Here is a 25,648-nt window from a genome sequence, read left to right as displayed (position 1 = left end):
GGCTCGAGGGTGGGGCGCGTCAGAGGGGAGCGTTAGGGTCCCCTCGCGCTGGGCGGTTCGTCCCGGCATCACTCCTCGTCGAGGTCTTCTGATGCGTTTGCCTGTCCTGATGCGCGAGCTGCGCACCGCCTCCGTTTGCCTCGTGGGGGCCTGCTCGCTGCTGACAGCCTGTGAATCCACCGACGTGCCGCCCCGGCCCATTCCTCGGGACACCTCGCCGCGCACGCTGACGCTGCTGCAGACGAGCGACCTGCACACGAACATCTTCCCGTGGGACTACTTCACCGGGAAGCCCGACGCGAAGCGCGGTGTCGCCAAGGTGGCCACGCTCATCAAGCAGGAGCGCGAGAAGAACCCGGACTGCACGCTGCTCGTCGACACCGGTGACACCATCCAGGGCACGCCACTCGGCACCTACTATGCCCTGGTGGACAACGCGCCCCGGCACCCCATGGCCGCCGCGATGAGCGAGCTGGGGTACGTGGCCATGGCCGTGGGCAACCACGAGTTCAACTACGGCCTCGACGTGCTCAACAAGTTCAAGAGCGAGGTCAACTTCCCCCTGCTCGGCGCCAACGTGCGCGACAGCGCGGACGGCTCCGAGGTCTTCACGCCCTACGTGCTCACCAAGGTCTGCGACGTGACGGTCGGCATCCTCGGCCTCGTGACGCCCGGCGTGGCGACGTGGGAGCGCGCGGAGAACATCCTCGGCCTGCGCTTCGATGACCCGCTGGAGACGGCGAAGACCTACGTGCCGAGGATGAAGCAGGCCGGCGCGGACGTGGTCGTGGTGGCCATCCACAGCGGCCCGGACAGGCAGCCCGTTGGCAGCGCGAGCAACCCCGACTCGTGGTTGGCCGACTACGCGGATGACTCGAAGTGGGCGGACCGGGGCAACCTCCCCGGCGAGAACGAGGCCGTGCAGATTGCCCAGGGCGTGCCCGACGTGGACGTGCTCCTCACCGGCCACACCCACCAGCCCATCCCGAAGATGCTGCTGAAGAACCCGCAAGGCCGCGAGGTCCTCCTCACCCAGCCCAACCGCTGGGGCAGCCACCTGGCGGACGTTCAGCTTCAGGTCACCTGGAACGGGGAGCGTTGGGGCGTGGACGCTCATGACGCCCGGCTTCACGTCGTGGACGACAAGGTCGCCGCGGATGCCGCCGTCACGCAGCTCACCCAGAACTACCACGACACCACCGTGGCTTACGTGAACCAGAAGATTGGCACCACCACCGCGCCGTTCCCGGGCGGCTTCGCGGGACGCTACGTCGACAGCCCCCTGGGGGACCTCATCAACATCGTCCAGGAAGAGGCCGCTCACGAGGCCGGCTTCGACGTGGACCTGTCCCTGGCCGCCCTCTTCACCAACGATGGGGCGCTGCCGGCCGGCGACGTCACCCTGCGCGACGCCTACAGCATCTACATCTACGACAACACGCTGTACGTGATGGAGATCAACGGCTCCATCCTCCGGCGCGCGCTGGAGATGAACACCCTCTATTTCGGCACGCTCGACGCGAGCAACCTGCCCGCGAGGCCCGAGGGCGCGAAGGCCACCTCGCCCGTGGTCGCCGACTACAACTGGGACCTCTACTCGCGCATCGACTACGGCTACGACCTGACGAAGCCCGCAGGCTCCCGGCTCACGCACCTGCGCTTCCAGGGCGCGGACGTCACCGACGACCAGGTCTTCATCGTCGCCATCAACAACTACCGCGCGGGTGGAGGAGGCGGGTACGCCATGTTCAAGGAGGGCCGCGTGCTCTGGACCTCCGCTGACGGCGTTCGCGACTACGTCGCCCGCTACATGCAGTCGCACCAGGGCCTGTCGCCGGAGGCGGTGAACACCTGCAACTTCTCCCTCGTGCCCGACCTCTACACGCCGTACTTCGCCTCCACGCTCGGCCCCGCGAAGTGCGGTCCCTCCGTTGGCCGCCAGGGGGGCGGCCTCCGAGGCCTCGGGCGGCTCCCCGGGCACCAGTAATCCCGGGCTGGCGGAGCTGGCAGACCGTTAGCAGGGGAAAACTTGGAACAGAGCGGACGTTGGCTCGCTGCGTTGCCCCGTCCAGAAGTGAAAGAAGGGGCAGAAGCGTCATGGGTGACGTGCGTGGGGGTGGACATCTTCCAAGGCAGATGCTTAGGCTGCACCGTCTTGTAGGGTTGATACTCTGTGGGGCCGGACGGCGACTCTCCCTGTCCGCGATGAAAGAAGAACAAGGCAATGGCAACCGGTACCGTGAAGTGGTTCAACGATGCGAAGGGCTTCGGCTTCATCACCCAGGACGGCGGGGGCGAGGACCTGTTCTGCCACCACACGTCGATCCAGGCGGACGGCTTCCGCTCGCTGGCCGAAGGCCAGAAGGTGGAGTTCGATGTCGCCCGGGGCCCCAAGGGCCTGCAGGCTCAGAACGTTCGCCCGATCTAAGCCCATCGTCATCCTGACGACTTCGTGATTCACCCAGAGGGTCCGATCCATTCGTGGGTCGGGCCTTCTGTATTTTCCGGGCCCCGCGGTGTCCGCCCCGCGTGAGGGCCGCCGGCTTCGGCAAGATTCCAACCCATTGGCAGCGAGAGCGCGTGCGCGGACCCGCCGGTTTATGTCCCCGCTCCGGCCCAGGTGCCGCGCTCCTCGAAGGGACTGCCATGAAGCTCGCCTCCTTGTTTCCTCCACCCCCATCGACGCTGGCCAGCACGGGGCTCCTGCTGCTCCGGGTCGTCGCCGGGGCCGCGTTCATGTTCCACGGCTGGTCGAAGATTCAGGACCCGTTCCACTGGATGGGGGCCGAGGCCTCCACGCCGGGCGTGCTCCAGGCGCTGGCGGCGCTCTCCGAGTTCGGCGGCGGGCTCGCGTGGATTCTGGGGGCGCTGGTGCCCCTGGCCTCCTTGGGGCTCTTCTTCACGATGGCGGTCGCGGTGCACTTCCACGCGGTGATTCGGGGAGACCCCTTCGTCGGCCACACGGGCAGCTACGAGATAGCGCTCCTGTACCTCGTCATCGCGGTGGTGCTGCTGACCGTGGGGCCCGGGCGATTCTCGGTGGACGCCTGGCTGCGGAAGAGGCTCGCCAGCGCTTGAGCCGTGGCCGCTCAGGTCGGTGAGCGCGAAGGTGGGGGGCTCACCGGTGTTCCAGGTCCACGTCACGGAGACGTGCGACAGGGGCACACGACTGTTTCGATGAACTGGCTCAGCGCCGCCGCCATCTTCCGGTGCGTGGCGGCGGATGGGTGCCAATCCTCACCGACGCCGTCGAGCTCGGGGACCTGCTCGACCATCTCGTGGCGGTAGACCCGGGCATCCTCCTGTTGATGACGTTCCGCCACGAGGTCGGAAATCCATTGGCCGACATGCACCGACGGCGGCCCGCCAGCTCCTTCGGCGTCCTTGTGCCCGTCCGTCATGCTGCCCAGCGTGCAGACGATGTGCGCCCGTGGGTGCAGCGTCCGAAGTCGCTCGAGGAAGGCCCGGTAGGCGGCCTTGAAGGTCGCCTCATCGGGAAGGTACGCGTCGGTGCCACTGCCGGCGAAGGTGTCGTTGGTGCCGGCGTTGACGACAATCACGTCGGGCGACTCGTGCGAGAAGTCCCACGGGACGGCCTGGTCCGGGACGGCGAACTCGTAGATGGCGGGCAGCAGTCCCGACGTCGACGCGTCCAGGTTGCGATACACCCCCCGGCCGGAATAGCAGAGGAGGACGGGCTCCGCGCCCAGCGCCAGCGCCGTGAGCCAGGCGTAGCTCCGCTGGGGATTCTGGTGCTTCGAGGTGAAGGTCGGCGCGCTCCAGGGCGGTGGCTGGGGGATGACGGTGACGTCGTTGCCGTAGCCACAGGTGATGGAGTCTCCGATGAACTCCATCCGGAGCCCTTCGCGTGCGGGAGGCTCCTGAAGCTCGCCATGGACCTCCAGTGCCACCAGCTCGCTTGCGCCCACCGAGGACTCGGTGCGCTTGACGAGCTCCACCGTGTGCCGTCCCTCGTCCAGGCCGGTGGCGAGCTCATAGGTGAGCTGGCCGCGATGCACCGCGAGCTGCTGGGGCGGTGCTCCGTCAATCACGACATCGAAGAAGTTGGTCCCCACCTCGCCGCCCAGCCCCATGTCGTTGAGCTGCATTCGCACGGCGTCTCCCCAGAAGCTCGCGCGAATCGTGACTCCGGGGTGGGAGAAGACGACGCCGGTGGGGGCGCGGTAGGTCCGCCCGGTGTAGCGCACCCGAGGGTCCGTGGCGGGAATGGTCACCCACGTCAGGGACTGGGCGGGAGGCGCCGGCGGTCTGCACGCGGCCATCGTCAAGCCGAGGCCGAGGATGACTGCGATACCGCGCGGCGTATGCGGACTCATCCTCATGCCCTCGATGCGTACCACGGTGCGGGTGCAGGTGCGCTGCGGCCGCGCCGCGAGGCTCGACCCGCGCGACACGCGGGCCGAGGTTTCCTTGGGGCGACGCTGCTCAACAGTTCTCGGGGAGATACACGGCGAAGTCCGTCTTCTGGCCGACGACGCGCAGCGTGTGGCCACAGCTGCAGTCCCCATGACCGACCTGCACGCTGTAGGTCGCGTCGCTGTAGTACGTGACGAAGGAGAACCCTTCACAGAAGGGGAGCTCGTCCTCGCGCGTGCCCAACTGGGAGTCCTCACCCACGTTGTCGACACCGCCGCAGCCCGCCAGCATTCCAACCGCCAACAGCCCACCCATGATGCTCTTGCGCATGATGAGACCCTCGGAGAGAAATTCGGGGATGTGAAGCCTTCCTAGGATAGCGAGCTTCCGCCCGGAGGGCACGCGTGAGGAGCATTGGCTGCTGTGTCTTCCGCTTGGGGCATGCGGGGGGTGGTCATTGCCTGCGCACCCTTCGCTCCCCAGTCTCTTTTCTCCATGAAGAGGGGGGGCCTCGCATGACTTCCAGGAAACACAATCACTCCACGCCGGACCGCACCGTCCTGCCGCCCGAGCCGTCTGCCTTCGGTGGGAGGATTGGCGAGACCTACCAGGACTCCGTGCCCGACTGGACACCCGCGCTCCCCCTGGTCGCGCCGGAGGGTGCGCCGAACGTGCTCATCATCCTCCTGGACGATGTCGGCTTCGGGCAGTTGGGGTGTTACGGCGGCCCCATCGAGACGCCGAACCTCGACACGCTCGCGAGCACGGGGCTGCGGTACAACAACTTCCATACGACGGCGCTCTGTTCACCCTCGCGCGCGGCGTTGCTCACTGGTCGCAATCATCACTCCGTGGGGCTCGCCGCCATCACCGAGGCGGCCACGGGTTTTCCTGGCAGCTACGGGTCGATTCCGAAGAGCGCCGCCACGGTGGCTGAAGTACTGAAGCAGAATGGTTACAACACCATGGCCCTCGGGAAGTGGCATCTCACCCCGTATACCGCCTACACCGCCGCGGGGCCGTTCGACCGCTGGCCGGTCGCCATGGGCTTCGAGAAGTTCTACGGGTTCCTCGGAGGAGAGACCGACCAGTGGGCGCCGTTGCTGGTCCAGGACAATCAGTTCATCGAGACGCCCACGCGTCCGGGATATCACCTGACTGAAGACCTGGTGGACCGGACCATCACCTACATCCGGGACCAGCAACAGGCGAACACCGGGCGACCCTTCTTCACGTATCTCGCGCTCGGGGCCTGCCACTCACCGCTCCATGCGCCCCGGGAGTTCATCGACAAGTACCGGGGTCGGTTCGCGCAGGGCTGGGACAAGGTCCGCGAGGAGGTGCTCGCGAGGCAGAAGGCGCTGGGCATCCTTCCCGAGAGCGCGCGACTGACTCCGCGAGACCCCGCGGTCTCCGCCTGGAGCGACTTGAGCGAGGCGCAGAAGGCGGTGTACTGCCGGCTCCAGGAGGCCTTCGCCGGGATGCTCGACCATGCCGACCACCACATCGGTCGCCTGCTCGCCGCGCTCGACGAACTGGGGCTCCGTGACAACACGCTCATCCTGGTCGCCTCCGACAACGGGGCGTCTCAAGAAGGGTTGGAGCACGGCGTCACGAATACGGACCGGTATCGGAATTTCAACCCGGAGACCGTGGAGGAGATGACCCTGCTCCTGGACCAGGTGGGCGGTCCCGAGACGGACCCGCTGTATCCGATGGGCTGGTCCCTCGCGGGGAACGCGCCCTTCAAGAAGTGGAAGCAGGACACGCATATGGGGGGTAACACCGACGCGCTCATCATCTCCTGGCCCGCGAGGATTCGAGCGCGGGGAGCGATTCGCAATCAGTACCACCACATCATCGATATCGTTCCGACCCTGCTCGAAGTGGGCGGGCTTCCCGAGCCCACGTCAGTCAACGGCATCAAGCAGATGCCCGTTCAGGGGGTGAGCCTCGCCTATACGTTCGACGATGCGACGGCGAAGACGCGCAAGAAGGTGCAGTACTACGAGATGCTCGGCAGCAGGGCCCTGTGGTCGGACGGCTGGACGGCCGTGGCGTGGCACAAGAAGGGCACGTCCTGGGACGAGGACCGCTGGGAGCTCTACAACACCGACGTCGACACGACGGAGTTCGACGATGTCGCCGCGAAGCACCCCGAGAAGCTCCAGCAACTGATTGCGCTGTGGGAGGTCGAGGCCAGGAAGTACCAGGTCCGGCCGCTCGACGACCGGCGCTATGAGCGAGCCGCGGACCCAGGGCGCCCCGTCGCCGCACTGCCCAAGGAGCGCTATACGTTCTACACGGGCACGTCGAACCTGCACCCGCTGGCGGGGCCCTCGCTGCTGGGCAAGCCGCACACCGTCACCGCGTTTGCCTCCCTCCCTGACACTGGCGCGGAGGGGGTGCTGGCTTGTTTTGGCGGGGCGTTTGGTGGATGGACCCTGTTCGTCCAGGAGGGCCGGCTGCACTACGTCCACAACTACCTCAAGATCGAGGAGTACGCCGTGTCCTCGACCCGGGTGGTCCCGGCCGGGCAACACAGGCTGGGGGTGCGCTTCACGCCGACGGGAAAGCACCTCAAGCCGGACTTCTCCACGGGCGACGTGCTCCTGTTGATGGACGACGAGCAGGTCGGGGCGCTGAAGGGTATCAAGATGGGGGCGATGTACAGCGCCATGACGGGTTATGGGCTGCTGGTGGGGCGGAACACGGGCACGGCCGTCAGCTCTCGCTACCAGGTGCCGTTCGCCTTCACGGGGACGCTGGAGAAGCTGGTGGTGGACGTGAAGGGCGAGCGTGACGCGGAAGGGGAGCTGCGGCTCGCCTTCTCCCAGGAGTGAGGAGGAGGGCCCTCCCCATGGCGAAGTCAGTTCAGCGTTTGGGCTTGTAGCGCAGCCAGAGCAGGTCGCCGGTGCGCTTCTCGAAGGAGACCCGCTTGAGGTGGCGAGTGGGTCCCTTTCCCTCGCGTGCATCGAAGAGCGAGGGGGTGCCGATGGAACCATCGGCGATGGGCGCCACCAGCACGCTCAGCTCGTCGATTGAAATCCGGCCAATCATCCACGCAGGGGCGCTTCACTTCACGCATCTGCGGTGTCCTCGCGAAAAGGCCGGGTCGCTGCTCCCCGGAGTATTGCTGAGCGCCTGTGCTGGCGCGCGGGGCTCGGTGAGTCAGCGCCCTGTCGTCTTCTCCAACGCCTCCGGGTAGCGCGCACCCTGCACGGTGATTTTCGAGGCCGCGTCCCGGAGCTCGTGAAGGTCCTGCGCCGTCAGCTCGATGCGGGCCGCGCCGAGGTTCTCCTCGAGGCGGTGCAACTTCGTGGTGCCTGGGATGGGGACGATCCACGGCTTCTGGGCGAGCAGCCACGCGAGCGCAATCTGTGCCGGTGTCGCCTGTTTCCTGGCGGCGACCTGGGTCAGCAGGTCGACCAGCGCCTGGTTCGCCTTCCGGGCCTCGGCGGTGAAGCGCGGGACGATGTTGCGGAAGTCGTCCTTGGCGAAGGAGGTCGTCTCGTCGATCTTCCCCGTCAGGAAGCCCTTACCGAGCGGACTGAAGGCGACGAGGCCGATGCCCAGCTCCTCGAGGGTCGGCAGCACGTCCTCCTCCGGCCGTCTCCACCAGAGTGAGTACTCGTTCTGCAGCGCCGTGACGGGCTGGACCGCGTGCGCCCGACGGACGGTCTGCGCACCGGCTTCGGAGAGCCCGAAGTGCCTCACCTTGCCTTCACGAATCAGGTCCTTCACCGCGCCGGCGACGTCCTCGATGGGCACGTTCGGGTCCACACGGTGCTGGTAGAAGAGGTCGATGGTCTCGACCTTGAGCCGCTTGAGCGAGGCTTCGGCGACCTGCTTGATGTGCTCGGGCCGGCTGTCCATGCCGGCCTGCTTCCCGTTCTCATCGAGCCTGAACCCGAACTTGGTGGCGATGGCCACCTGCTTGCGGAAGGGCGCGAGCGCCTCGCCCACGAGCTCCTCGTTCGTGTAGGGACCATAGACTTCGGCGGTGTCGAAGAACGTGACGCCCTTCTCGACGGCCGCTCGGATGAGCGCAATCGCTTGCTGCCGGTCCATCGCCGGGCCGTAGCCGAAGCTCATACCCATGCAGCCAAGTCCGAGGGCTGATACTTCCAGGTCGCTCTTCCCGAGTCTGCGCTTCTTCATGGCTCTTCCTCCCGTGGGTCTTTCCGAGCCCCTGCCTGGCCGCCCGCTCGCGCGATGCCCGCGACGACGGCCTCGAGCCGGTCTGTCCGACGCGCGCCGAGGGTCAGTTCGGGTCTGCCTCACCCTGTTCACGAAGAAAGGTACGCCCCGGGTCCTGAGTGGACCAGGCGCGCCGAAGCCCATGGGCTTGTAAGGCCTGATTGAAAATGCGACGTGCGGTTGGGGCGCTTCAGTGGCCCAGCTTGCTCATGACCACGAGGAGCCCGAACGGAATGCCCAGCAGCCCCAGCGCCATTGCCATGGGCGGCAGGTAGCTCTCCCACCGTCCATGGAGCGGATCAGCGGACACCCGTGCGTCGTATTGGTTGGGGTCCTCTTCCACGCCCCCTTCAACGACGTTCTGATAGAGGGCGAGCGGCGTCCAGAACATGCCCCAGGGAATGCCCCACCAGCCGACCAGGGCGCTGCAGAGCGTGGCGGGAAGGGCGCGCAGCAGGGCATGGTGCCCGCATAAACGGTGGAACTCCCCCGTCCAGCGCGTCGTCACGACGAGCATGCTGACGCACCACACCGGTGCCACCACCCGGGCGTTGCTTTCGCCGCAAACCTCGCAGCCTCCCCAGCGGCTCGGACGGCGAGGTGCTTGCTTCGGCTCGGGAGTACTGCCCGCGAGTCGTGCCAGCAAAGGGGCTCTCCACTTCAGCATGGCGACAGAGACCATGACCGGTAGCGCCGCGAACACCGCGGTCTCGGCGAGCCCCATCGTGATGAAGCCGAGGCTCGTGAGGACTCCCAGCCCCCACAGCCCCTGCGCGACGTGCCACGACAGCGCGAACCAGGGCAGCAGCAGGTGACTCACCAGCATCAGGACCGCGTAGAGCCCCAGGAGCGCGGCGGAAAGCGGCTGGTCGTCGAGGTACAGCCCCACGGCGGCACCGGCGAGCGGCAGGGAGAGGGACGCGCCGAAGTTGCGGAGCGTGTCCAGCCAGGCATCGAGGATGGCGACCTCGGTGCCGTACGGCCGGTGCCGGACCGCGCGACACCACCGGCAGCGCGGCCATCGCGCGGCGACAGGGCGGGAACAGTCGTTACAGCGGAGCATCAGGCAAACCTTCCTCGGCGCGAAGCCAGATGGAGATCTGGAGTGCCTGTCTCGTGAGCGGGCGGGGAGGGGACATGCGACCTTGGGACCTCCCGGGAGTGTCATCTGTTCCAAGGGGTGGACGACGGCAGCATAGGGGGCTCGCCGTCTCCTCGTCAGCATGGGGGCGCGCCTTCCCGGGGAGACAACTCCACCATGCAGGGGTGGCACCACGGGCCGTGCATGCCGCGAAGCGGCACGTTTGAGCGCTGCACAGAACGCGAGGAAGGGCTGCCGGTTGGCACAGCGGTGGAGTACAAACGACGTGATGGGACGCTTGAGCGCAAGCCCCCTCCGTTGTGAGCCCCCCGCGCAGAAGGACCTCAAGACATGAACGCAACCCGGTGGTTCGGCCTCGCTTCCCTGACCCTGATGCTTGCCTCGAGTGCCCTGGCCGAGGACAAGGCCCCCGCTCCCGCCGCGACGAATGGCGCCGTCGGCAAGTGGACGACCATCGATGACGAGACCAAGAAGCCCAAGTCGGTCATCGTCATCTCCGAGGAGGACGGCAAGCTCGTCGGCAAGATTGAAAAGCTCTTCCGCGACCCCAAGGAAGAGCAGAACCCGGTCTGTGACAAGTGCCAGGGCTCGCTCAAGGACCAGCCCATCATCGGGATGACCATCCTGCGCGACCTGAAGAAGGACGACGACGAGTGGACCGGTGGCACCATCCTCGACCCGGCGAACGGCAAGACCTACAAGTGCAAGATCGCCCTCGAGGACGGCGGCAAGAAGCTGAAGGTCCGTGGCTACATCGGCATGTCGCTGCTGGGCCGCACCCAGCACTGGGTGCGCGCCGAGGAGTAGCGCGTCGCCGCGTGAGCCCGGGTGGACTCCCTGTTCGAGGGGAGTCCACGCCAGCACGGGATGCAGCGGCTCACGGCATCACCCGCCGTTGACGCCCGCTCCACTTCGCAGCAACAACGCCGCGCGTTTGATGGCGGCCCGGATGCGGACATAGGTGCCGCATCGACAGACGTTCTCGCTCATGGCCGCGTCGATGTCCGCGTCGGACGGGTGGGAGTTCTTCCTCAGCAGCGCGACGGCGGCCATGATCTGCCCCGGCTGACAGAAGCCACACTGGGCCACATCCTCGGTCACCCACGCCTGCTGCACGGGATGCAGCCCCTGGGCGCCCAGTCCCTCGATGGTCATCACCTCGCGGCCCGCCGTGCTTCCCACGGGGTGGATGCAGGGACGGAAGGCTTCTCCATCCAGGTGGCTGGTGCAGGCGCCGCACACGCCCACCCCGCAGCCATACTTGGGGCCGGTGACGCCCAGCACATCGCGGAGCACCCACAGCAGGGGCAGGTCCGCGGGCGTCTCCACCGTCACCGACTGACCATTGAGGATGAATTGATGGGCCACCATGGTCAGACTCCCTCGTCGAGGATGGGGAAGCGGGTGGGCATCGTGCCGGTCGCCCGGGCAATCGCGTTGGCCAGGGCCGCCGCGGCGCTGGGATAACCCAGCTCTCCCACACCGCCCACGCGGTCATCCGACCGGACCAGGTGCACCTGGATGTCGGATGGGACGTGCTTCATCCGCAGCCACCGGTAGTCCGCGAAGCTGCCCTCGCGCACCGCTCCCGCGTCGATGTGGAGGCCCGCGCTCAGGGTGGTGGACATCGCATCCACCGCCGCGCCCTGGAGCTGCGCCTCGATGCCCTTCGGGTTGATGGGCAGGCCGACATCCGCGGCGATGACCACGCGCAGCACCCGAGGCGTGCCTCCCGTGACGTCCACTTCGATGAGGTGCGCGATGGCGCTCTCCCACTCCTCGAGGACGGCGACGCCCTGGGCCACTCCGGGCGGCAGCGCTCGGCCCCACTGGCCCTCGGACACGACCTTCTCCAGGACCGCCTTGAGCCGGCTGGACGTGAGCCGCGAGCGCCTCAGGGCCACGGGGTCGACCTGGAGCTCGCGAGCCAACTGGTCGACGAAGACCTCGTTGGCGACTCCCACCTGACTGGTGAACACCGAGCGGAAGGAGGCGGTGGGAATCGGAATCGCGACCTCGCGCAGCTCGTGGCCCACCAGTCCGAACCGGTAGTGGAGGCGCTGGGAGAGGGCGAAGAACACCGCGCTCGTCACGTTGGGGAGGACTTCGCCCGCGAGCGCCGTGAGCACATCTCCAAAGCCGTGAGGGAGCTCCACGGTGGGAATGGCGGCGCGGTGGTTCCAGCCGAGGAGGCTTCCTCCCAGCCCCAGGTGGGCGAGGATGCGGTGGTGGCTGGCGGGCCGGAAGTGTCCGTGGCGCATGTCGTCGTTGCGGCTCCACATCAACTTCACCGGCCGGCCAATGGCGCGCGAGACGAGCGCGGCTTCCACCGCGACCTGATTGAAGAACCTGCGACCGAAGCCGCCACCGGCCCGGACGACGTGCACGGTGACTCGCTGCGGGGCGAGGTCCCAGCCGAGCGCCCTGGCGACCTCGCGCTGCGCGTACTTGGGGTCCTGCGCTCCGAGCCAGACCTCCGCTTGAGTCCCCTGCACCCGGGCCACGCAGCTCTGGGTCTCCATCGTCGCATGCGCGAGGTAGGGGAAGTCGAAGCGTCCTTCCACGGTCCGCGTCGTGAGCAGCGGGGGCAGGGGCCTGGGACCTATCGCGTCGCGCAGCCGTGCCCGGATGTCGACGTCGGACAGCGTGCTGGCCGGGCCCGCTGTCCAGGAGACCTGCAGGGCGTCACGCGCCGCGAACGCCTGCGCGAAGGTCTGGGCCACCACCGCCACACCCGAGGCCAGGGGCACCACGCCGACCACGCCTGGCATCGCTCGGGCCACGGCATCGTTGAAGGATTGGACGGTGCCTCGCAGCGTGGGAGGCCGCGCCACCACCGCCGGCAGTGCCCCGGGGACGTCGAGGTCCAGCGCATAGCGCGCCGCACCGGTGACGATGTCCAGCGCGTCGATGCGTCCCGTGGGTCGACCGACCACGGTGTACTCGCTCGGAGGCTTGGGCTGGGAGGAGACCGCGGGCAGCAGCACGTGCGCGGCGTCCTCCGCCAGCTCGCCATAGCCGACACGGCGGCCGTCGGGTGCGTGCACCTCACCGTTGGCGGTGGTGAGGGTGAAGGCGAGGGCCCGAAGGCGGAGCGCGGCGGCGGTGACGATCCGTGCCCGGGCCTCCGCCGCGGCGGAGCGAAGCGGCCCCGCCAGGTAGCGCATCGTCGAGGACAGCCCGGTGAGCTGGATGAGCCAGCGAGGGTCCGCGTCGGCGCTGCGCACGTCGACCGAGTCGAGCGCCACGTCGAGCTCTTCGGCGACCAGCATGGCCACGGCCGTGGTGATGCCCTGGCCCATCTCGGTACGCGGCAGCGTGGTGACGACACGCCCGTCCAACTGGATGGCGATGTAGAGGCTGAGCGGCGTCTGCGCCTCCGTCACGGGCGCTTCGGCTGCCGCCGCCTCGGGCACGTCCAGCCCCAGCCTGGCTGCAATCATCAACGTGGGAGAAGCCACCACCCACGTCAGGAACCGGCGGCGGTTCATCCCTCCTGGAGCCGCCGCGTCTGATTCGAGCGCATCCGCCATGGGCAAAGCATCGCACACGGCCACGGTGTGCCCAAGACGACGTGGCCGCCTGGTTCATCGGGCTGACAGGCCCTCCGTCCAGGCGAGGACATCCGTCCCGGTTTGTGTCGAAGGAACCGCACGCCTGGGCGAACATTCGAGTCGCGCGGTACGTCCGCTCCGGAGTTGAGCGCCACATGTGAGGGATTGTGGAGTGTCAGTCTCGCGCACGGGTATCACGCGCACGACGTTCTTGTTCTCCGTCGACAGCAGGACCTCTTCGCGGCTGGCCACGAGCCACCCTCCGCGGCGAGAGGCTGGCGCTGGATGGACGCCCGATGATGGACCTTGCTAGGGTTACAATTGAAACATCGATACTTGTCACAAGGAGTTCATGATGACGCTGTCCCGTTGGGTCGTTGGGATGTCCGCGCTGCTGGTCAGCGCTTGCGGTGGACCGCCCCCGGAGCAGTCCGAGGAGGCAACTCCCGCGGCCGAGGTGAGCACGGTGGAGCAGCACTCAGAGCCGCCCGGCGGAGAAGTTCGGTACGGCGAGCACCGGACCTATTACACCAGCGCGACCAAGACGACCTGGGCCGGGGCCTGGCACTACGACTGTGAGGGGTACATCACGGTGTCGGGCCAGGTGACGCCCTACTATACGGACATCCGTTTCATCTGCCCGTAGCCGTCCTGTTGAAGCTCGGAGTCGGCGGATGCGCGGTCGCCTCCGAGCAGGCACGAGGCGTTCCAGGGAGAGGCGCGAAGCGGGACACGCCCCTCCCCGGGCGCTGCTCACTCCTCTGGTTCGGGAGTGGTTCGCGGGCAGCTCGGTGACCCGGGGAACGGCGACCAGCCCCGTCCACAGGCCGTGGCGCTGAGCCTGGCGAGCCGAGACAGCACTTCAGGCGTTTGCATCGCGGGCAGGAGCTGCCCGTTGATCAACGCCGCCTTGAAGGCGGGCTCCGTCGCGGCGGGGATGAGCACCCCCCTCAGTCGAGCGAAGACCACCAGTTCGTCATAGACAGCGGAGAGCGTGGCGGCCGTGGTGCGGTCCTGCGGGCTGAGCTTGGAGAAGTCGACGCCAATCTCATACAGGTGCCGGAGGGAATGGAGCCCCTGGCCACATTCATGGCCCGTGAAGTCCTCGTGGAAGTTACCGTCGACGCCAACGGGGCCGACGAACTCCGCGCGGTCCGTGCAGACGTGGTGGGAGATGCGGTCCGCCAGCGCGTGCAGGTGGATGCCGAGCCGCGCATCCGCCACATGGGACGCGCTGCCACCCACCCAGGTGTCGAATTGATGGGAGAGCACGGGAGGCGTGCCGCTGTCGGAAGAGACGGAGATGACCTGCTCCCCCGTGGAGAGGGTGAAGGGAATCGCCAGGTCGTCGTACAGGCCGATGAGCCCCTTCACCTCCACCGACTCGCCGCCCTTGTCGGTGTAGCAGGCCGAGCCGGTCGCGAGGTCTCCCCGGGGGCTCGCCACCGTCAGGCCCGCGGTGCACAACGGCGCGGCGGCGCCCGCGCCCTCCATCGCCCATGCACGCGTGTGGGCGAGCATCACCTCGGTGTCCGCGTCATCGAGCTCGGGCGCGAGCCCATTCACCCCCGTGGGCGGCACCGCCAGCACGCCGTTGTAGGGCGCCAGGTAGTGGTAGAGCACGCCTCCCGTGCTGAGGTTGGTGCGCACCAGTCCACTGACGTCGACCGTGGTCAGGTCCGCCGCACCCGGCACGGGCTGCCCGTAAATGTCTCGCGGGATGAATTGACCGAGGTCGGTCGCCTCGTCGTAGGCCGCAATCCAATAGGCATCGGAGAAGGAGAAGCCCACAGCCCGCGCCATGAGGTAGGTGGCGTCGGAATGGACGACGCTCCGCCCTCCGTCGAACTTGTTCGGGGCCGAGAGGAGCACCTCCAGCGCCTCGGCGCGGCACCGGGGGCTCGTCGGCTCCCTGAGAGAGCAGCTCTTGGGCAACGTCGTGCAGTTCGCCACCGTCCCCGAGCCCTTCGGGTAGCACACGTCCTCGGCGAAGGCCCGCGCCGCTGCCGGCACCAGGACCGTCATCATCACCGCGGCCCCACACCACCATGATTGTCGATTCCGCATTGGCTGACCCCCCACGAAAGGTGAACTGAGATACCGAGGCTCGACGGGACGGGTCGCTCAACGTCCTCGTGGCGCGTCGGCGTCGGGATGTCGAACTGCTGGAAGTGTGTCAGGCCGCTCCGGCGGGGAGCCTGGCGTGCGAGGACTCGATGGGGCGCCCCTGTCCGCGGTCCTCGTCGAAGGGCTGCCTGCCATCCTTCGTGGAAATCGCGCCCATGCGAAGAGTCCTTGAAAGAGGTGAAGGGGACACCGGAATTGAAGCTCCGGCCCGCGAAGTCCTGAGGCAATCCTCCTGAAAGGCTTGCGGATGGCCGAGAGCCAACACTGGGTCCTGGAGCCCACTCCCCGCGAACCACTCCTTCCAGAGCGGGTGGGCCAGGAGGCTCTCCTCCTCGAGCCCCACCGCGTTCAACGGCTGCTCACACGCTGCTGGGAGCTCCTTCTCGGACGGTGCCGATGGAGGGACCTCGAACTGACGTCTGAGCGGGGGAGGAAGGTCCACTGGCCTGGCGGGCCGTGGTCAGACCAGCGGATGTCCACCATCCACGTGCAGCACCTCTCCCGTGGTGAACCCGTTGCTCATCAGGAACACCGCGGCATGGCCCGTGTCGGTGGTGGTGCCGATGCGTCCCACAGGGAGCCGGCGCGCGTGTTGTTCGAGGAGCGGGCCCTTGGCGTCCCCCGCGACCGCGTCCCAGACGGGGGTGTCAATCCAGCCGGGCGACAGGACGTTCACTCGCACCGGCGCGAGCTCCAAGGCCCAGGCTCGCACGGCGGACTCGATGGCGCCGTTCACCGCCGCGATGACAGAGCCGTTCTTCATGGGGCGCACCGAGGCGATTCCCGTGGTGAAGACGAGCGAGCCGCCGGGCTGGAGCCGCGCATGCTTCGCGACATGGAACGCGGCCATGAGCTTGGAGTCGATGATGCGGCGCGCGGCGGCGAAATCCATCTCCTTGATGGGAAGGTAGCGAGCCTCCACCGCCGTGACGACCACGTGGTTCACCGGGGGGAGCACTTCGAAGAGCCGGCGCACCGCGTCCTCCTCGGTTGCATCGGCTGAGACGGTGCGCACACGGTCCGGGCTCCCGAGCTGCTCGGCGGCTTGGGCCAGCTTTTCAGGGGAACGGCTCACGAGCGTCACACGAGCGCCTTGCTCCAGCGCCGCCTGGGCCACTCCGAGCCCGATGCCCGAGGAGCCTCCCACCACCACGACATGTTGTTGTTCGAGGGTCATGACGCATGACTAGCGCTCGAAGACGATTGCAACCACGGGATGAAATGAAAGACTCCATCCCATGGATGGGATGATGATGAGCGAGAACCTGCGACTCTTCGTGGCCGTGGCACGGCAGCTGAGCTTCGTGGAGGCCGCGAGGCGCCTGGGCATTCCCACCAGCACGGTGAGCCGTCGGGTGGCGCTCCTGGAGGAATCGCTTGGGACTCGGCTCCTCCAGCGCACCTCGCGGAGGGTCGGGTTGACGCTGGAGGGGGCTCGACTGCTGGAGCGCGCGGGACCGCTCCTGGACCAGCTGGGCGAAGTGCTCGACCAGACCATGGACCGGGAGGAGGAGCCCGCGGGCAGGTTGCGGATGACAGCGCCCGTGACGTCCGGAGCTCAGCGGATCGCCCCCTTGTTGTTCTCCTTCATGGCCCGGCATCCCCGTGTGGACGTGGAGCTGCTGCTCACCAATTCGAAGGTGGACCTGGTGGAGGAGGGTTTCGACATCGCCTTCCGAGTCGGCCCCATCCTCGACGCCGAGCTGGTGGCCCGACGGTTGTGGAGCATCGAGTCGGTGTTCGTGGCCTCCCCACGCTTCGTGCAAGATGTCTTGAAGGGGCGAACCCTGCTGACCCGGGAGGAGCTCCAGGACGTGCCAGCGGTGCTCTCGCAGCCTCAAGGTGTCTGGCGTCTGCGCCGCCGCGACGGCCGAGTCGAAGAAGTCCGACCCAGGGATGTTCGCGTCACGGTGAATGACCCCCGGGTGGCCCTGGCCGCTGCCCAGGAGGGGCTGGGCGTGGTCAGCGGAATCAGGGAGATGGTCGAGCAGCAAGGCACCGCGCTCGTGTCGCTCACCGTGAAGGGGCATACCCTGGAGCCGCGAGACGTCTTCGCGGTGTATCCCTCACGCCGGCAGCTCTCCACGCGGGCGCGCCGGGTGCTGGACTGGGTGATGAAGCACGGCTCGACGGCCCCGTCGGCGAAGCAGCGGGCAACCCGCGCTCACGAGTAGCTGATGACACGGGACATCAGGGGGATGAATGCCGTCATCGGGCTCCTCGGTGTCGAGCGGGCTGAGCTGTCGCGTGCGTCCGCCCCAAGTGCTTGATCTCCCACGAGGAGGAGCGCCACGCCCTTGGTGGGTGATGGGGCCGGCGGGGTGGCATGCGTCCTGCTCTATGCCCCCGCGTGCCTCGCCATGGCGGCCTGGGTGTCCTCCCTGGGCTTGCCCCCACTCTTCGGCTTCCCCGGGTCTGAAATGTCCATCTCGGTCCTCAATCGCTTCTGCTTCTCCCTTCCCCACGCGGGCACTTCCACCAGCCAGCCCGTCTCGGCTCCGGTCCAGGGAGTGGAGAGCACTGCCGCGCGCCAGCCGCGCAACGACGTGTGGCAGAAGCTCATGACGGACTCCTTCGAGCCGGCCCCGACCCGGCCAGGAAGCTCTCGCGCGGCGGGCGTGCCCTCGGGGGCTTCATCAACCAGTGACGCGGGGCCCGGCTTCGGCGCGCCCTCCGCTGGGTCCACGCAGCAGGCGAACCCGAGTGAGCCGTGGTTGAGCCGCAACAACGTCGGCTCACCCTACAACAGCAACATGCTGCTCATCGACCCGGGCCAGAAGAGCCAGTACAAGTACACGAACACGTTCACCAACAACACGGGCCAGCCGCAGACCGTCACCCTCTGGAACAAGGCGGGCGAGAACGGTGGCCCGAATGATGGGCAGAACTTCGACAAGAGCACGCCGAAGACCTTCACGCTGCAGCCCGGCCAGTCGCAGGTCGTGGCGTTCGACACCAACAGCAGCGTGGCGTGGTGCGTGTCCAGGGATGGTACGGCGAATCCCGGCGCGAACTCAGGTCAGACCTGGGGAGAGGCGACGTTCGCGAACGCGGGCACGGGCTGGAGCGGCTACGACACCAGTCAAATCAGCCCCGCGGGCCACAATGGAAACATGTCCATCAAGAACGACGCCGGGGGCGCGACCGTGACGCAGGCCAACGCCTGGCAGACGCCCTCGGATGACCCCGCGGGCCGCGATGTGGGCGTCCCCGCGGGTCCGTTGAACCTGACCACGACCTTCAGCTGACCTGGACGTCGTCGCTCGCTCCGGGCGAGTGCTCAGCGCGTTCCCGTCGCGCGCGGGCTCACCTCGACTGGCAGTTGCTCCGGCTCGCCCGGTTTGACCAGGTGGATGCTGGTGCCGGAGGCCGCGTGCCCGAGGCCGGGCTTGAGCACCTGCTGGGTGTCGTAGTGGCCACCGTTCTGCCTCCGGAACGGGATGACGTCATCGGTGAACAAGCCGTCCAGCCGCGCCTTGAACGCCGCCGCGATGGACGGCCACTGCTCTTCTGTCAGCCGGTCCACGTGATACGCCGTGAATGGCGGCAGGACCTCCATGCCGGGATAGAAGAGGACCCCGTGCTGGATGGGGAAGAGGAGGTCATCCAGGGCGCCGTTGACGCCTCGCTCGGTGTAGTGCGGCGCGCGCCCGCCAATCGTGACGGACAGCATGGCGCGGCGGCCCACCAGTGTGCCCTCGCCATAGCGGTCGCCCCAGCGCTCGCCTCCGTGTTCGCCCACGCCGTAGGCGAAACCGTAGGCGAAGACCCGGTCAATCCAACCCTTCAGGATGGCCGGCATCGAGAACCACCACATCGGGAACTGGAAGAGCACGGCATCGGCCCAGAGCAGCTTCTCCTGCTCGGCCTCGATGTCCGGGCTCTGAGAGCCGTTGGCGAAGGCGTGCTTCGACGCTCCCACATAGGACAGTCGCTCCCTGGCATCATGGTTCAGGAAATCAGCGCCATCGGCGACCGCCTTCCACCCCATGGCGTAGAGGTCGGAGACGCGGACCTCGTGACCCAGCGCGGTCAGGTGGTTCACGGCGAGGTCCTTCAGCGCCCCGTTGAGTGAACGCGGTTCGGGGTGGGCATAGACCAGCAGGACGTTCATGACGTCCTCCCGGCGCGGCTCACGACGACCTTGCCCAGGTGCTGGCCGCTCGCGAGGTGCTCCCAGGCGGCGCGGGCATCGTCGAAGCCGAACACGCGGTCGATGACGGGCCTGATGCGGGTGTGCTCGAGCGCCGCGACGAAGCGTTCGAACATCGAGACCGAGCCGACGTAGACGCCGTGCACGGTCTGCCGCCGGTAGAAGACCGAGTGCAGGTTCACCTCGCCCCGTCCGCCGGTGAGTACGCCGAGCATGCTCATCGTGCCGCCGTAGCGCAGCGCCGCGGAGGACTGGTCGAAGGTGGCCTGGCCACCGACGTCGACCACGAGGTCCACGCCGCGCCCGCCGGTGAGCGCCTTCGCCCGCTCGCCCCACTTCGCCTCGGCCCGGTAGTCGATGACCTCCTCGGCGCCGAGCTCGCGCAGCCTCGCCGCCTTGTCCGCGCTGCTCGATGTCATCAGCACGCGCGCGCCGGCGGCCTTCGCGAGCTGCAGCGCGAACACCGAGACGCCACCGGAGCCCTGGAGCAGCACCGTCTCACCCGGCCGGAGCGACGTGACCTCGAACAGCGCCTGCCACGCGGTGAGCCCGGCGCAGGGGAGCGTCGAGGCCTCCTCGAACGAGTACCCCGCTGGGATTCGCACCCAGCTGTGCTCCGGCAGCACCACCTCTTCGCGAAGCATGCCGTCCACCCCGCTGCCGCCGAGCGCGCTGGCGTGGTGCGCGTCGCTCAGCTCGCCGTCGACCCAGTGAGGGAAGAAGTTGGCCATCACCCGGTCGCCTGCCTTCCAGCGCGTGACGCCAGGACCCACCTCGATGACCTCGCCGGCGCCATCGGAGGTGGGCACGCGCGGTGACTTGAGGTTCTTCTCGGCGCCCTTCGCGATGAGCACGTCGCGGTAGTTGAGCGACACCGCCTCCACGCGCACCTTCACCTCACCCGCGCCCACGCTGGGCGAGGGGCGCTCGGCCCGCGTGAGTGCATCAAACCCCGGCTTCGGCTGCAGCTCCCATGTCTTCATGGTGAAGACGTACGATTCAGGTTATTTCTTCGCAAGTACGCACAAGTTTGGTGAGTACGCACAAAAAGGGAACCATGGCCCGGAAACGCGACGACGACTCGAAGACCAACTGCGCGGTGGAGGCGTCCCTGGGCGTCATCGGCGGGCGCTGGAAGGGCGTGGTGCTGTACTGGTTGTTGAAGGGCACGCACCGCTTCGGCGAGCTGCGCAAGCGGCTGCCGAACTGCAGCCAGCGGATGCTCACCTTGCAGTTGCGCGAGCTCGAGGAAGACGGACTGGTGAAGCGCACCGTCTACGCGGAGGTGCCGCCGCGCGTGGAGTACGAACTCACCGCCTTCGGGCGCTCCCTGGAGCCGGTGCTGATGGGGCTGCGGGAGTGGGGTGAGAAGTACAAGCGCCGGTTGCAGCGCGCGGCCTGAGCGCATCGGGCCTGCCCACCCGACTCGCGACGAGTACCGGGCGCATCATCGAGTCCAGCCCGACGCTACAGTGCCACCCGGTGCTCGGCGTCCGGCCTCCGGATGATGAGCTCCGAGAGCTCCACCAGCCGAGGCTCCGGCCCCGCGAGGAACCGGCCGCGCACGACGGCGGGGTCGTTGTAGTACCAGGGGCCCCCCACGTAGGCGGACACGACCTGGAAGCAGCGGTCCTCGATGTTCGGGTACTCCAGCCGGATTCGGGGCCGCTCGGGCGTCAGCTCCAGCGACTCTCGCGGCGCGCTGATGAACGCCTTGGAGAACATCGCGATGAACTGTCCCTCCACGGCGACGGGCTGACCGTCGTACCGCTGGGCTTGTGCGAGGAGCGCCTCGACCGAGATGGGAGTTTCCATGGGGTTCGTCAGTACCAGTGGAGCACCTTGACGGCCTGACCGGTGAAGATTTGCGAGAACTCCGCTTCCGACTGGAAGTACTGGATGCCCCAGGGGTTTCGCACCGCCACCACCTTGACCCCACTTCTGACGGTGACGCCGTCGATGACCACCGCATGCAGTGGATGGGTGGGATTGTTGGTCTTGATGACGGCGATGGCCGGGTTGCCACCCTGTGTCGCCGACGCGAGGTCCGCCACCTTCCAGCCTGTCTTGGCCTCGGCGGCGACCCTGTTCCACTTCAGCATCTCCACCATCTTCTCGATGGTGGTGCCCGAGGGGCCCGCCCCCTTGAGCATGTCCTTGAGGAGGGTCGGACTGACGGGCCCGCCCATGCTGGCAATCATCTCGCAGGAGACCGGGCCGCAGGTCGGCGCCGGCCCCTGGAAGGAGAGGGGCCTGCCGGGCGAAGCGGCCCTCGGCGTGACGCCCTGGATGCCCTGGTCGGGGAGCTGGGCCAGCTTCGTGGGCTTGGAGCCCAAGAGCGCGGCGTCCGTGAGGACTCCCTCCGCGAGCAGCTCGCCATCCTTCCCGAGCACGACGACCCGGGGGCTGCCTCCCCCGAGCTCGGAGATCTTGACCGTGCCGCCGTTCTGCAGCTGAGCCTCGATGGCCACCGCCGCGCCCACGGTCTTCTCGCCGGTGCGCGCGCCACGGATGATGGTGACCGCCCGGATGCCCGTCGTCCCCAGTGACAGGGCCGACAAGCCTACCGACACCAGGCCCATGGCCATCATCGTGTCGGCCGCCTTCTGCTGCGCCGGGTCGACGACGTTGTTCGCGCCCTGGGTCAGCGAGAGCATCGAGCCCTCCTGATACATCTTGAGGCCGCTGACGGCGCCATACGTCGCGAGCGACGTCTCCAGCGCGATGACTCCGGCGACACCCACCGCCGAGGTGGGCGGGAAGATGGTGAGCACCAGCAGGCCAACCGTCGCCGCGCCCATGACGATGGCCTGGGCGATTTCCCACCGCTGCGCGGAGGCAATCTCGTCGAGGACCTGCTGCTGGACCTCCGGCGTCGCCAGCACCATCAGGTCCTGGCCGATGGGACGCAGGAGCAGGTAGTCGAAGTCCGCCGAGTCGATCTTCGTCTTGAAGAGGTCGTAGTCGGCCTGACGCTTGTCGATGCTGGAGATGATTCTCGCCAGCAACGCCGCGGGTGACCGGTTCGTCGAGAAGATGTCGAGCGGCAGGATGTCGTACCGGGCCGGGCCCAGCTCATCCAGATAGGGCCTGAGAGTCTTGACGGCCTGCATCGCCTGCTGGGCGGATTCGTAGCCCGTGAACTTGTTCGGGTCGGCGACCGTGCTCTCCGCGTCGGGCCCCTCGTGGAGCCGGGGGGCGGGGTTCGCGGACTCCGCCTGGGCGTGTTCCTGGAGCGATGAGACAGGGCTGCGCGCCGGCGCGACGAACGCGGGGCGGTTGCGCCACCGGTCCTCTGCCTGCACCAGGGCGTGGCACCCGGTGCAGGCGCGGTACCGGCCTTCAATCTGCTGCTCGTAGACCCAGCCGAGCAGCGGGTTGTCCGTCCTGGCCCACTTGTCGAAGGTGAGCATGGTCATGCCCCCCTCGCTGGCCGCCAGCATCCCCAGTTCGTTGGCCCGGCTGGCCATCACCTGGCCCTGGACCTGATTGGCGCTGAGTTTCTCGGTGAAGAACTTCTTCCACTCCTCCAGGCGGGCCTTGTTGCTGTCCATCCGCAGCTTGCCCGCCTCCTTCACGCGCTGCTTGAACTCCGCCAGCGACGTCGCCGCCGTCAGCGTCGTCATGCCGCTCTTCGCGGAGAGCTTGACCGTCTTCTGGCCGCGAAAGAGGGTGACGGGGTTCAGCTGGCCGGGGGCGATGGAGAAGCCGAACTGGAAGGCCTCGGCGGCGACCTCGTTCGATTCGATGTCGAAGCGGACGCTGTTGCTCGCCGCGTCGATGACGACGTTGGCATCGAACTCGCCGTCGACGATGTCGCACTGGGTGAGCTGGTAGGAGACCGGCCCCGTGCTGGCGTGGAACGTAATCGTGTTGTCCGCGCAGGCGATCTCCACGAGCGACACGCCGGACGCGGGCGCGCCCCCCTTCCTCCGCAGCGTGTGCCCCGCACCGCCCTGTTGCGCGACATGCGCCAATTCGTGCGCGAGCAGATGCCGGCCCGCGCGCGTGCCCGGGTTGTACTCGCCTTGATTGAAGTAGATGTGGGTTCCGTGGGTGAAGGCGCGCGCTCCCAGGGAGCTGTTCATCCGGGCCGCGTGGTCATCCGTGTGGATGCGGACCCGGTCGAACGGGGTGCCCATCGCCGCGCCCAGCTGTCCTCCGAGAGTTGTCGGGAGCTGCTGCCCTCCCGACGACCCGCTCAGCTGGCTCTGCACGTCGGGGGCGGACGCGGTGGCTCCGGAGTCCGCCTTGCGCTGAAGGGTTCCTTCCGTCTCCTCTTCCGCGCACTTGCCGCACTTGCGCTGGATGAGAGGCGAGGGTCCTTCCTCGTCCTCGCACGTCGAGCACTTGCGCTGGATGCGGTCTCGCATCGTGGGCTGGGGAGAGGCTTGTGCGTCGCCTCCCCCCACCACGCGGTCCGCCACGGCGTCAGCCTCGCGCTCCAGGGCATCATCGGGGGCTCCGATGCGAAGCTTGGGCTGGATTCGCGGCGTCGGGGGCATGACGCTGATGCGGGCGAAGTCGAACCGGGGCACTGTGTCCGTCGGCTCCGCCTGTCGTGCCTGGGAGGAGCGCCGCGGCTCGGTCTTCGCGGCGGGAGCCCGAGCCGCGGACGGCTGGGGCTTACGGTCGAACGCGAACATGAGGCCCTCCAGGAAGGCTCATGCCAATTCTACTCACTCTCCGAGTGAATTCATACGGAGCCTGTCTGGGACCTCACCCTGGAGGTGAGATGGGGAGGGCGCGCTCATTCCCATCCAGGTGAAGAGGCGCTCCAGCGCGAGCGTCCGCTCGGGCTCGGCGAGGCGGCTGATGCTGGAGCCGTGGTTGCCTTGCGGGGCGAAGTAGCGGAACGAGTCGTTCCTCGCGCGCACGGAGAAGGCCGCCGCGGAGTAGGGGTCATTCTCCCCGTAGATGAAGAGCATCCGCTCGCCGTGGTTGCGGACCCAGTGCTCCACGCGGAGCATGGCGCCCCAATCGAACGGCTCCGTCACGGGGAAGCTCAAGTACAGGTCCGGCGTGTTCTCCCCGGGATAGCGCAACAGCCCGCGCAGGTGTCGGGTGGGGAAGCGTGACCAGCCAATCTGCGTCGCGGCCTGGTAGTAGGCGTACTCGAGTGGCGCGATGAAGCGGTCCGAGTAGGTGTAGGCCACGCCGACGACGGCGTTCAGGAAGGCGAAGGTCTGCGCCGCCGGCGCGCCTGGCGCGGGAATGCGCGGGCACGCGGTGGACGCCGTGCCGTATTGCCAGAAGTAGAAGGACGTCTCGACCGCGGAGAACTCCAGCGCGCGGTCCGCGCCGCCGACCACCGTGAAGGTGGTGTTGAACTGCGTGGCCAGCGCCTCCACGAAGGGGAGCAGCTCCTCGCGGCGTCGCAGCACATCCACCTGGAAGGCCTCCAGCTTCGCGCGGCAGGCTTCATCCCCCACCTGTGCGAGGAAGTGGACATAGCGACCGTCGCGCAGCCCGTGGCTGCTGGGCGCGACGTACGGCACGGTGGCGTCCACGTCATCTGGGTAGAGGTAGCGGTGATACACGGCCGCGACGCCGCCCTTGCTTCCACCCGTGGAGAGCCAGCGCGCGGGGTACAGGGGCTTGAAGGCCTGGACGGCGCGGTGACTGTCGCTCGCGGCCTGGGAGAGGGTGAGCATCCGCAAGTCCCGGGACTCGGGTAGCGAGACACCCATGAAGCGGTGTTCCACGGAGAGCTGGTTGGCGCCGAGCAGCGCGGTGGGCTCCGCCTGCGAGGGTGTGCTTGCGACGATGTAGCCCTCGGTGGAGAGCACCATGGGCGCGTCCACCGAGCGGTGCAGGAGCGTCATCCGGAGCTGGAAGCGCTCCCCGAGCGGGCGCTCGTGGTCCAGGGGCTGCTCGAAGCTCAGCAGGAAGAAACGTGTGCCTGGGAAGGAAGAGGGCTGCTCGAGGACGACGGTGAGCCCGGGGATGGACTGGAGCTGGGTGAGGATGTCCTCGGATTGCCCCGTGGCCTCCTGAGTGGCCGACGCCTGCTCCGCTGGCTCCGGGGCGTCAGGCTCCGCGAGAGATGAATCACCACACGCGTGTAGCAACACGCTCATGGCCAGCAGCCATGGCGTCCTATGAATCTTCATCATGCGATGCACCTGGGGGGTC

General features: G+C 67.8%; 22 protein-coding genes and 1 pseudogene. 9 read left to right on the top strand and 14 right to left on the bottom strand.

Annotated elements, in window-relative coordinates; genetic code table 11:
- Window positions 1–91: 91 nt before the first annotated feature.
- The 3 genes from FJV41_RS00480 (at window position 92) to FJV41_RS00470 (ending at window position 3,078) form a co-directional block, all read left to right on the top strand.
- Window positions 92–1,987 (top strand): bifunctional metallophosphatase/5'-nucleotidase, encoded by a 1,896-nt coding sequence (locus FJV41_RS00480; protein WP_141640367.1) that lies wholly within the window; start codon window positions 92–94, stop codon window positions 1,985–1,987.
- A 237-nt stretch (window positions 1,988–2,224) separates the two neighbouring features.
- A complete protein-coding gene (locus tag FJV41_RS00475) occupies window positions 2,225–2,428 on the top strand; it encodes a cold-shock protein (protein ID WP_141640366.1) in 204 nt (67 codons plus the stop codon).
- 218 nt (window positions 2,429–2,646) lie between these two features.
- The gene (locus FJV41_RS00470; RefSeq protein ID WP_141640365.1) at window positions 2,647–3,078 is read left to right on the top strand and encodes a DoxX family protein; all 432 of its coding nucleotides are present in this window, start codon (window positions 2,647–2,649) and stop codon (window positions 3,076–3,078) included.
- A gap of 62 nt (window positions 3,079–3,140) precedes the next feature.
- On the opposite strand, the gene FJV41_RS00465 is transcribed toward FJV41_RS00470, so the two are convergent.
- Window positions 3,141–4,337 carry an SGNH/GDSL hydrolase family protein gene (locus FJV41_RS00465; protein ID WP_246136913.1) on the bottom strand — a complete coding sequence of 399 codons (1,197 nt, stop codon included), beginning with the start codon at window positions 4,335–4,337 and terminating at the stop codon, window positions 3,141–3,143.
- Window positions 4,338–4,446: 109 nt separating this feature from the next.
- On the bottom strand, window positions 4,447–4,707 hold the full coding sequence (locus FJV41_RS00460) for a hypothetical protein (protein WP_217441645.1): 261 nt from the start codon (window positions 4,705–4,707) through the stop codon (window positions 4,447–4,449).
- Between the two features lie 185 nt (window positions 4,708–4,892).
- On the opposite strand from FJV41_RS00460, the gene FJV41_RS00455 reads away from it, so the two are divergent.
- Entirely contained in the window at window positions 4,893–7,220 is a 2,328-nt protein-coding gene (locus tag FJV41_RS00455) for an arylsulfatase (protein ID WP_141640364.1), read from the top strand.
- 31 nt (window positions 7,221–7,251) lie between these two features.
- Here the strand turns inward: FJV41_RS00455 and FJV41_RS00450 are convergent.
- The 3 genes and pseudogenes from FJV41_RS00450 to FJV41_RS00440 all read right to left on the bottom strand — a co-directional run.
- A pseudogene (locus tag FJV41_RS00450) lies at window positions 7,252–7,419 on the bottom strand (deaminase); the annotation flags it as partial.
- Window positions 7,420–7,548: 129 nt separating this feature from the next.
- On the bottom strand, window positions 7,549–8,538 hold the full coding sequence (locus FJV41_RS00445; protein ID WP_141640363.1) for an aldo/keto reductase: 990 nt from the start codon (window positions 8,536–8,538) through the stop codon (window positions 7,549–7,551).
- A 229-nt stretch (window positions 8,539–8,767) separates the two neighbouring features.
- Window positions 8,768–9,640 carry a hypothetical protein gene (locus FJV41_RS00440; RefSeq protein ID WP_141640362.1) on the bottom strand — a complete coding sequence of 291 codons (873 nt, stop codon included), beginning with the start codon at window positions 9,638–9,640 and terminating at the stop codon, window positions 8,768–8,770.
- Window positions 9,641–10,009: 369 nt separating this feature from the next.
- Here FJV41_RS00440 and FJV41_RS00435 point away from each other — a divergent pair, with 369 nt between their 5' ends.
- Window positions 10,010–10,486: a DUF2147 domain-containing protein gene (locus FJV41_RS00435; RefSeq protein WP_141640361.1), complete on the top strand. Its 477-nt coding sequence runs from the start codon at window positions 10,010–10,012 to the stop codon at window positions 10,484–10,486.
- A gap of 78 nt (window positions 10,487–10,564) precedes the next feature.
- Here the strand turns inward: FJV41_RS00435 and FJV41_RS00430 are convergent, their stop codons facing one another.
- Window positions 10,565–11,050 (bottom strand): (2Fe-2S)-binding protein, encoded by a 486-nt coding sequence (locus FJV41_RS00430; protein WP_141640360.1) that lies wholly within the window; start codon window positions 11,048–11,050, stop codon window positions 10,565–10,567.
- Window positions 11,051–11,052: 2 nt separating this feature from the next.
- Window positions 11,053–13,212, bottom strand: a complete 2,160-nt coding sequence (locus FJV41_RS00425) for a xanthine dehydrogenase family protein molybdopterin-binding subunit (protein ID WP_141640359.1) — start codon at window positions 13,210–13,212, stop codon at window positions 11,053–11,055.
- A 373-nt stretch (window positions 13,213–13,585) separates the two neighbouring features.
- On the opposite strand from FJV41_RS00425, the gene FJV41_RS00420 reads away from it, so the two are divergent.
- Window positions 13,586–13,879: a hypothetical protein gene (locus tag FJV41_RS00420; protein ID WP_246136911.1), complete on the top strand. Its 294-nt coding sequence runs from the start codon at window positions 13,586–13,588 to the stop codon at window positions 13,877–13,879.
- A 107-nt stretch (window positions 13,880–13,986) separates the two neighbouring features.
- Here the strand turns inward: FJV41_RS00420 and FJV41_RS00415 are convergent, their stop codons facing one another.
- Window positions 13,987–15,261: a hypothetical protein gene (locus tag FJV41_RS00415; protein ID WP_141640358.1), complete on the bottom strand. Its 1,275-nt coding sequence runs from the start codon at window positions 15,259–15,261 to the stop codon at window positions 13,987–13,989.
- A gap of 559 nt (window positions 15,262–15,820) precedes the next feature.
- The gene (locus tag FJV41_RS00410; protein ID WP_141640357.1) at window positions 15,821–16,537 is read right to left on the bottom strand and encodes an SDR family oxidoreductase; all 717 of its coding nucleotides are present in this window, start codon (window positions 16,535–16,537) and stop codon (window positions 15,821–15,823) included.
- Window positions 16,538–16,598: 61 nt separating this feature from the next.
- Here FJV41_RS00410 and FJV41_RS00405 point away from each other — a divergent pair, with 61 nt between their 5' ends.
- Window positions 16,599–17,534, top strand: a complete 936-nt coding sequence (locus FJV41_RS00405) for a LysR family transcriptional regulator (protein WP_141640356.1) — start codon at window positions 16,599–16,601, stop codon at window positions 17,532–17,534.
- 246 nt (window positions 17,535–17,780) lie between these two features.
- The gene (locus FJV41_RS00400; RefSeq protein ID WP_141640355.1) at window positions 17,781–18,608 is read left to right on the top strand and encodes a hypothetical protein; all 828 of its coding nucleotides are present in this window, start codon (window positions 17,781–17,783) and stop codon (window positions 18,606–18,608) included.
- 32 nt (window positions 18,609–18,640) lie between these two features.
- Here the strand turns inward: FJV41_RS00400 and FJV41_RS00395 are convergent, their stop codons facing one another.
- Complete coding sequence (locus FJV41_RS00395) at window positions 18,641–19,474, bottom strand: NAD(P)H-dependent oxidoreductase (protein ID WP_141640354.1); 834 nt, start codon at window positions 19,472–19,474, stop codon at window positions 18,641–18,643.
- Window positions 19,471–20,496 carry a zinc-dependent alcohol dehydrogenase family protein gene (locus tag FJV41_RS00390; RefSeq protein WP_141640353.1) on the bottom strand — a complete coding sequence of 342 codons (1,026 nt, stop codon included), beginning with the start codon at window positions 20,494–20,496 and terminating at the stop codon, window positions 19,471–19,473. The genes FJV41_RS00395 and FJV41_RS00390 overlap by 4 nt, the downstream gene beginning before the upstream one ends.
- Window positions 20,497–20,570: 74 nt before the next feature.
- Here FJV41_RS00390 and FJV41_RS00385 point away from each other — a divergent pair, with 74 nt between their 5' ends.
- A complete protein-coding gene (locus FJV41_RS00385) occupies window positions 20,571–20,915 on the top strand; it encodes a winged helix-turn-helix transcriptional regulator (RefSeq protein WP_141640352.1) in 345 nt (114 codons plus the stop codon).
- Between the two features lie 65 nt (window positions 20,916–20,980).
- Here the strand turns inward: FJV41_RS00385 and FJV41_RS00380 are convergent, their stop codons facing one another.
- The 3 genes from FJV41_RS00380 to FJV41_RS00370 are packed head-to-tail and all read right to left on the bottom strand — an operon-like array spanning window position 20,981 to window position 25,629.
- Complete coding sequence (locus FJV41_RS00380; protein ID WP_141640351.1) at window positions 20,981–21,328, bottom strand: hypothetical protein; 348 nt, start codon at window positions 21,326–21,328, stop codon at window positions 20,981–20,983.
- An 8-nt stretch (window positions 21,329–21,336) separates the two neighbouring features.
- Complete coding sequence (locus FJV41_RS00375) at window positions 21,337–24,159, bottom strand: eCIS core domain-containing protein (RefSeq protein ID WP_141640350.1); 2,823 nt, start codon at window positions 24,157–24,159, stop codon at window positions 21,337–21,339.
- 33 nt (window positions 24,160–24,192) lie between these two features.
- Window positions 24,193–25,629, bottom strand: coding sequence for a S28 family serine protease (locus FJV41_RS00370; RefSeq protein WP_141640349.1), 1,437 nt, complete (start codon window positions 25,627–25,629; stop codon window positions 24,193–24,195).
- Window positions 25,630–25,648 lie beyond the last annotated feature (19 nt).

Source organism: Myxococcus llanfairpwllgwyngyllgogerychwyrndrobwllllantysiliogogogochensis, assembly GCF_006636215.1.
GTDB classification, from domain to species: domain Bacteria; phylum Myxococcota; class Myxococcia; order Myxococcales; family Myxococcaceae; genus Myxococcus; species Myxococcus llanfairpwllgwyngyllgogerychwyrndrobwllllantysiliogogogochensis.
Note: the sequence above shows the minus strand (reverse complement) of the source record. Positions and strands in the feature narration are given on the sequence as shown.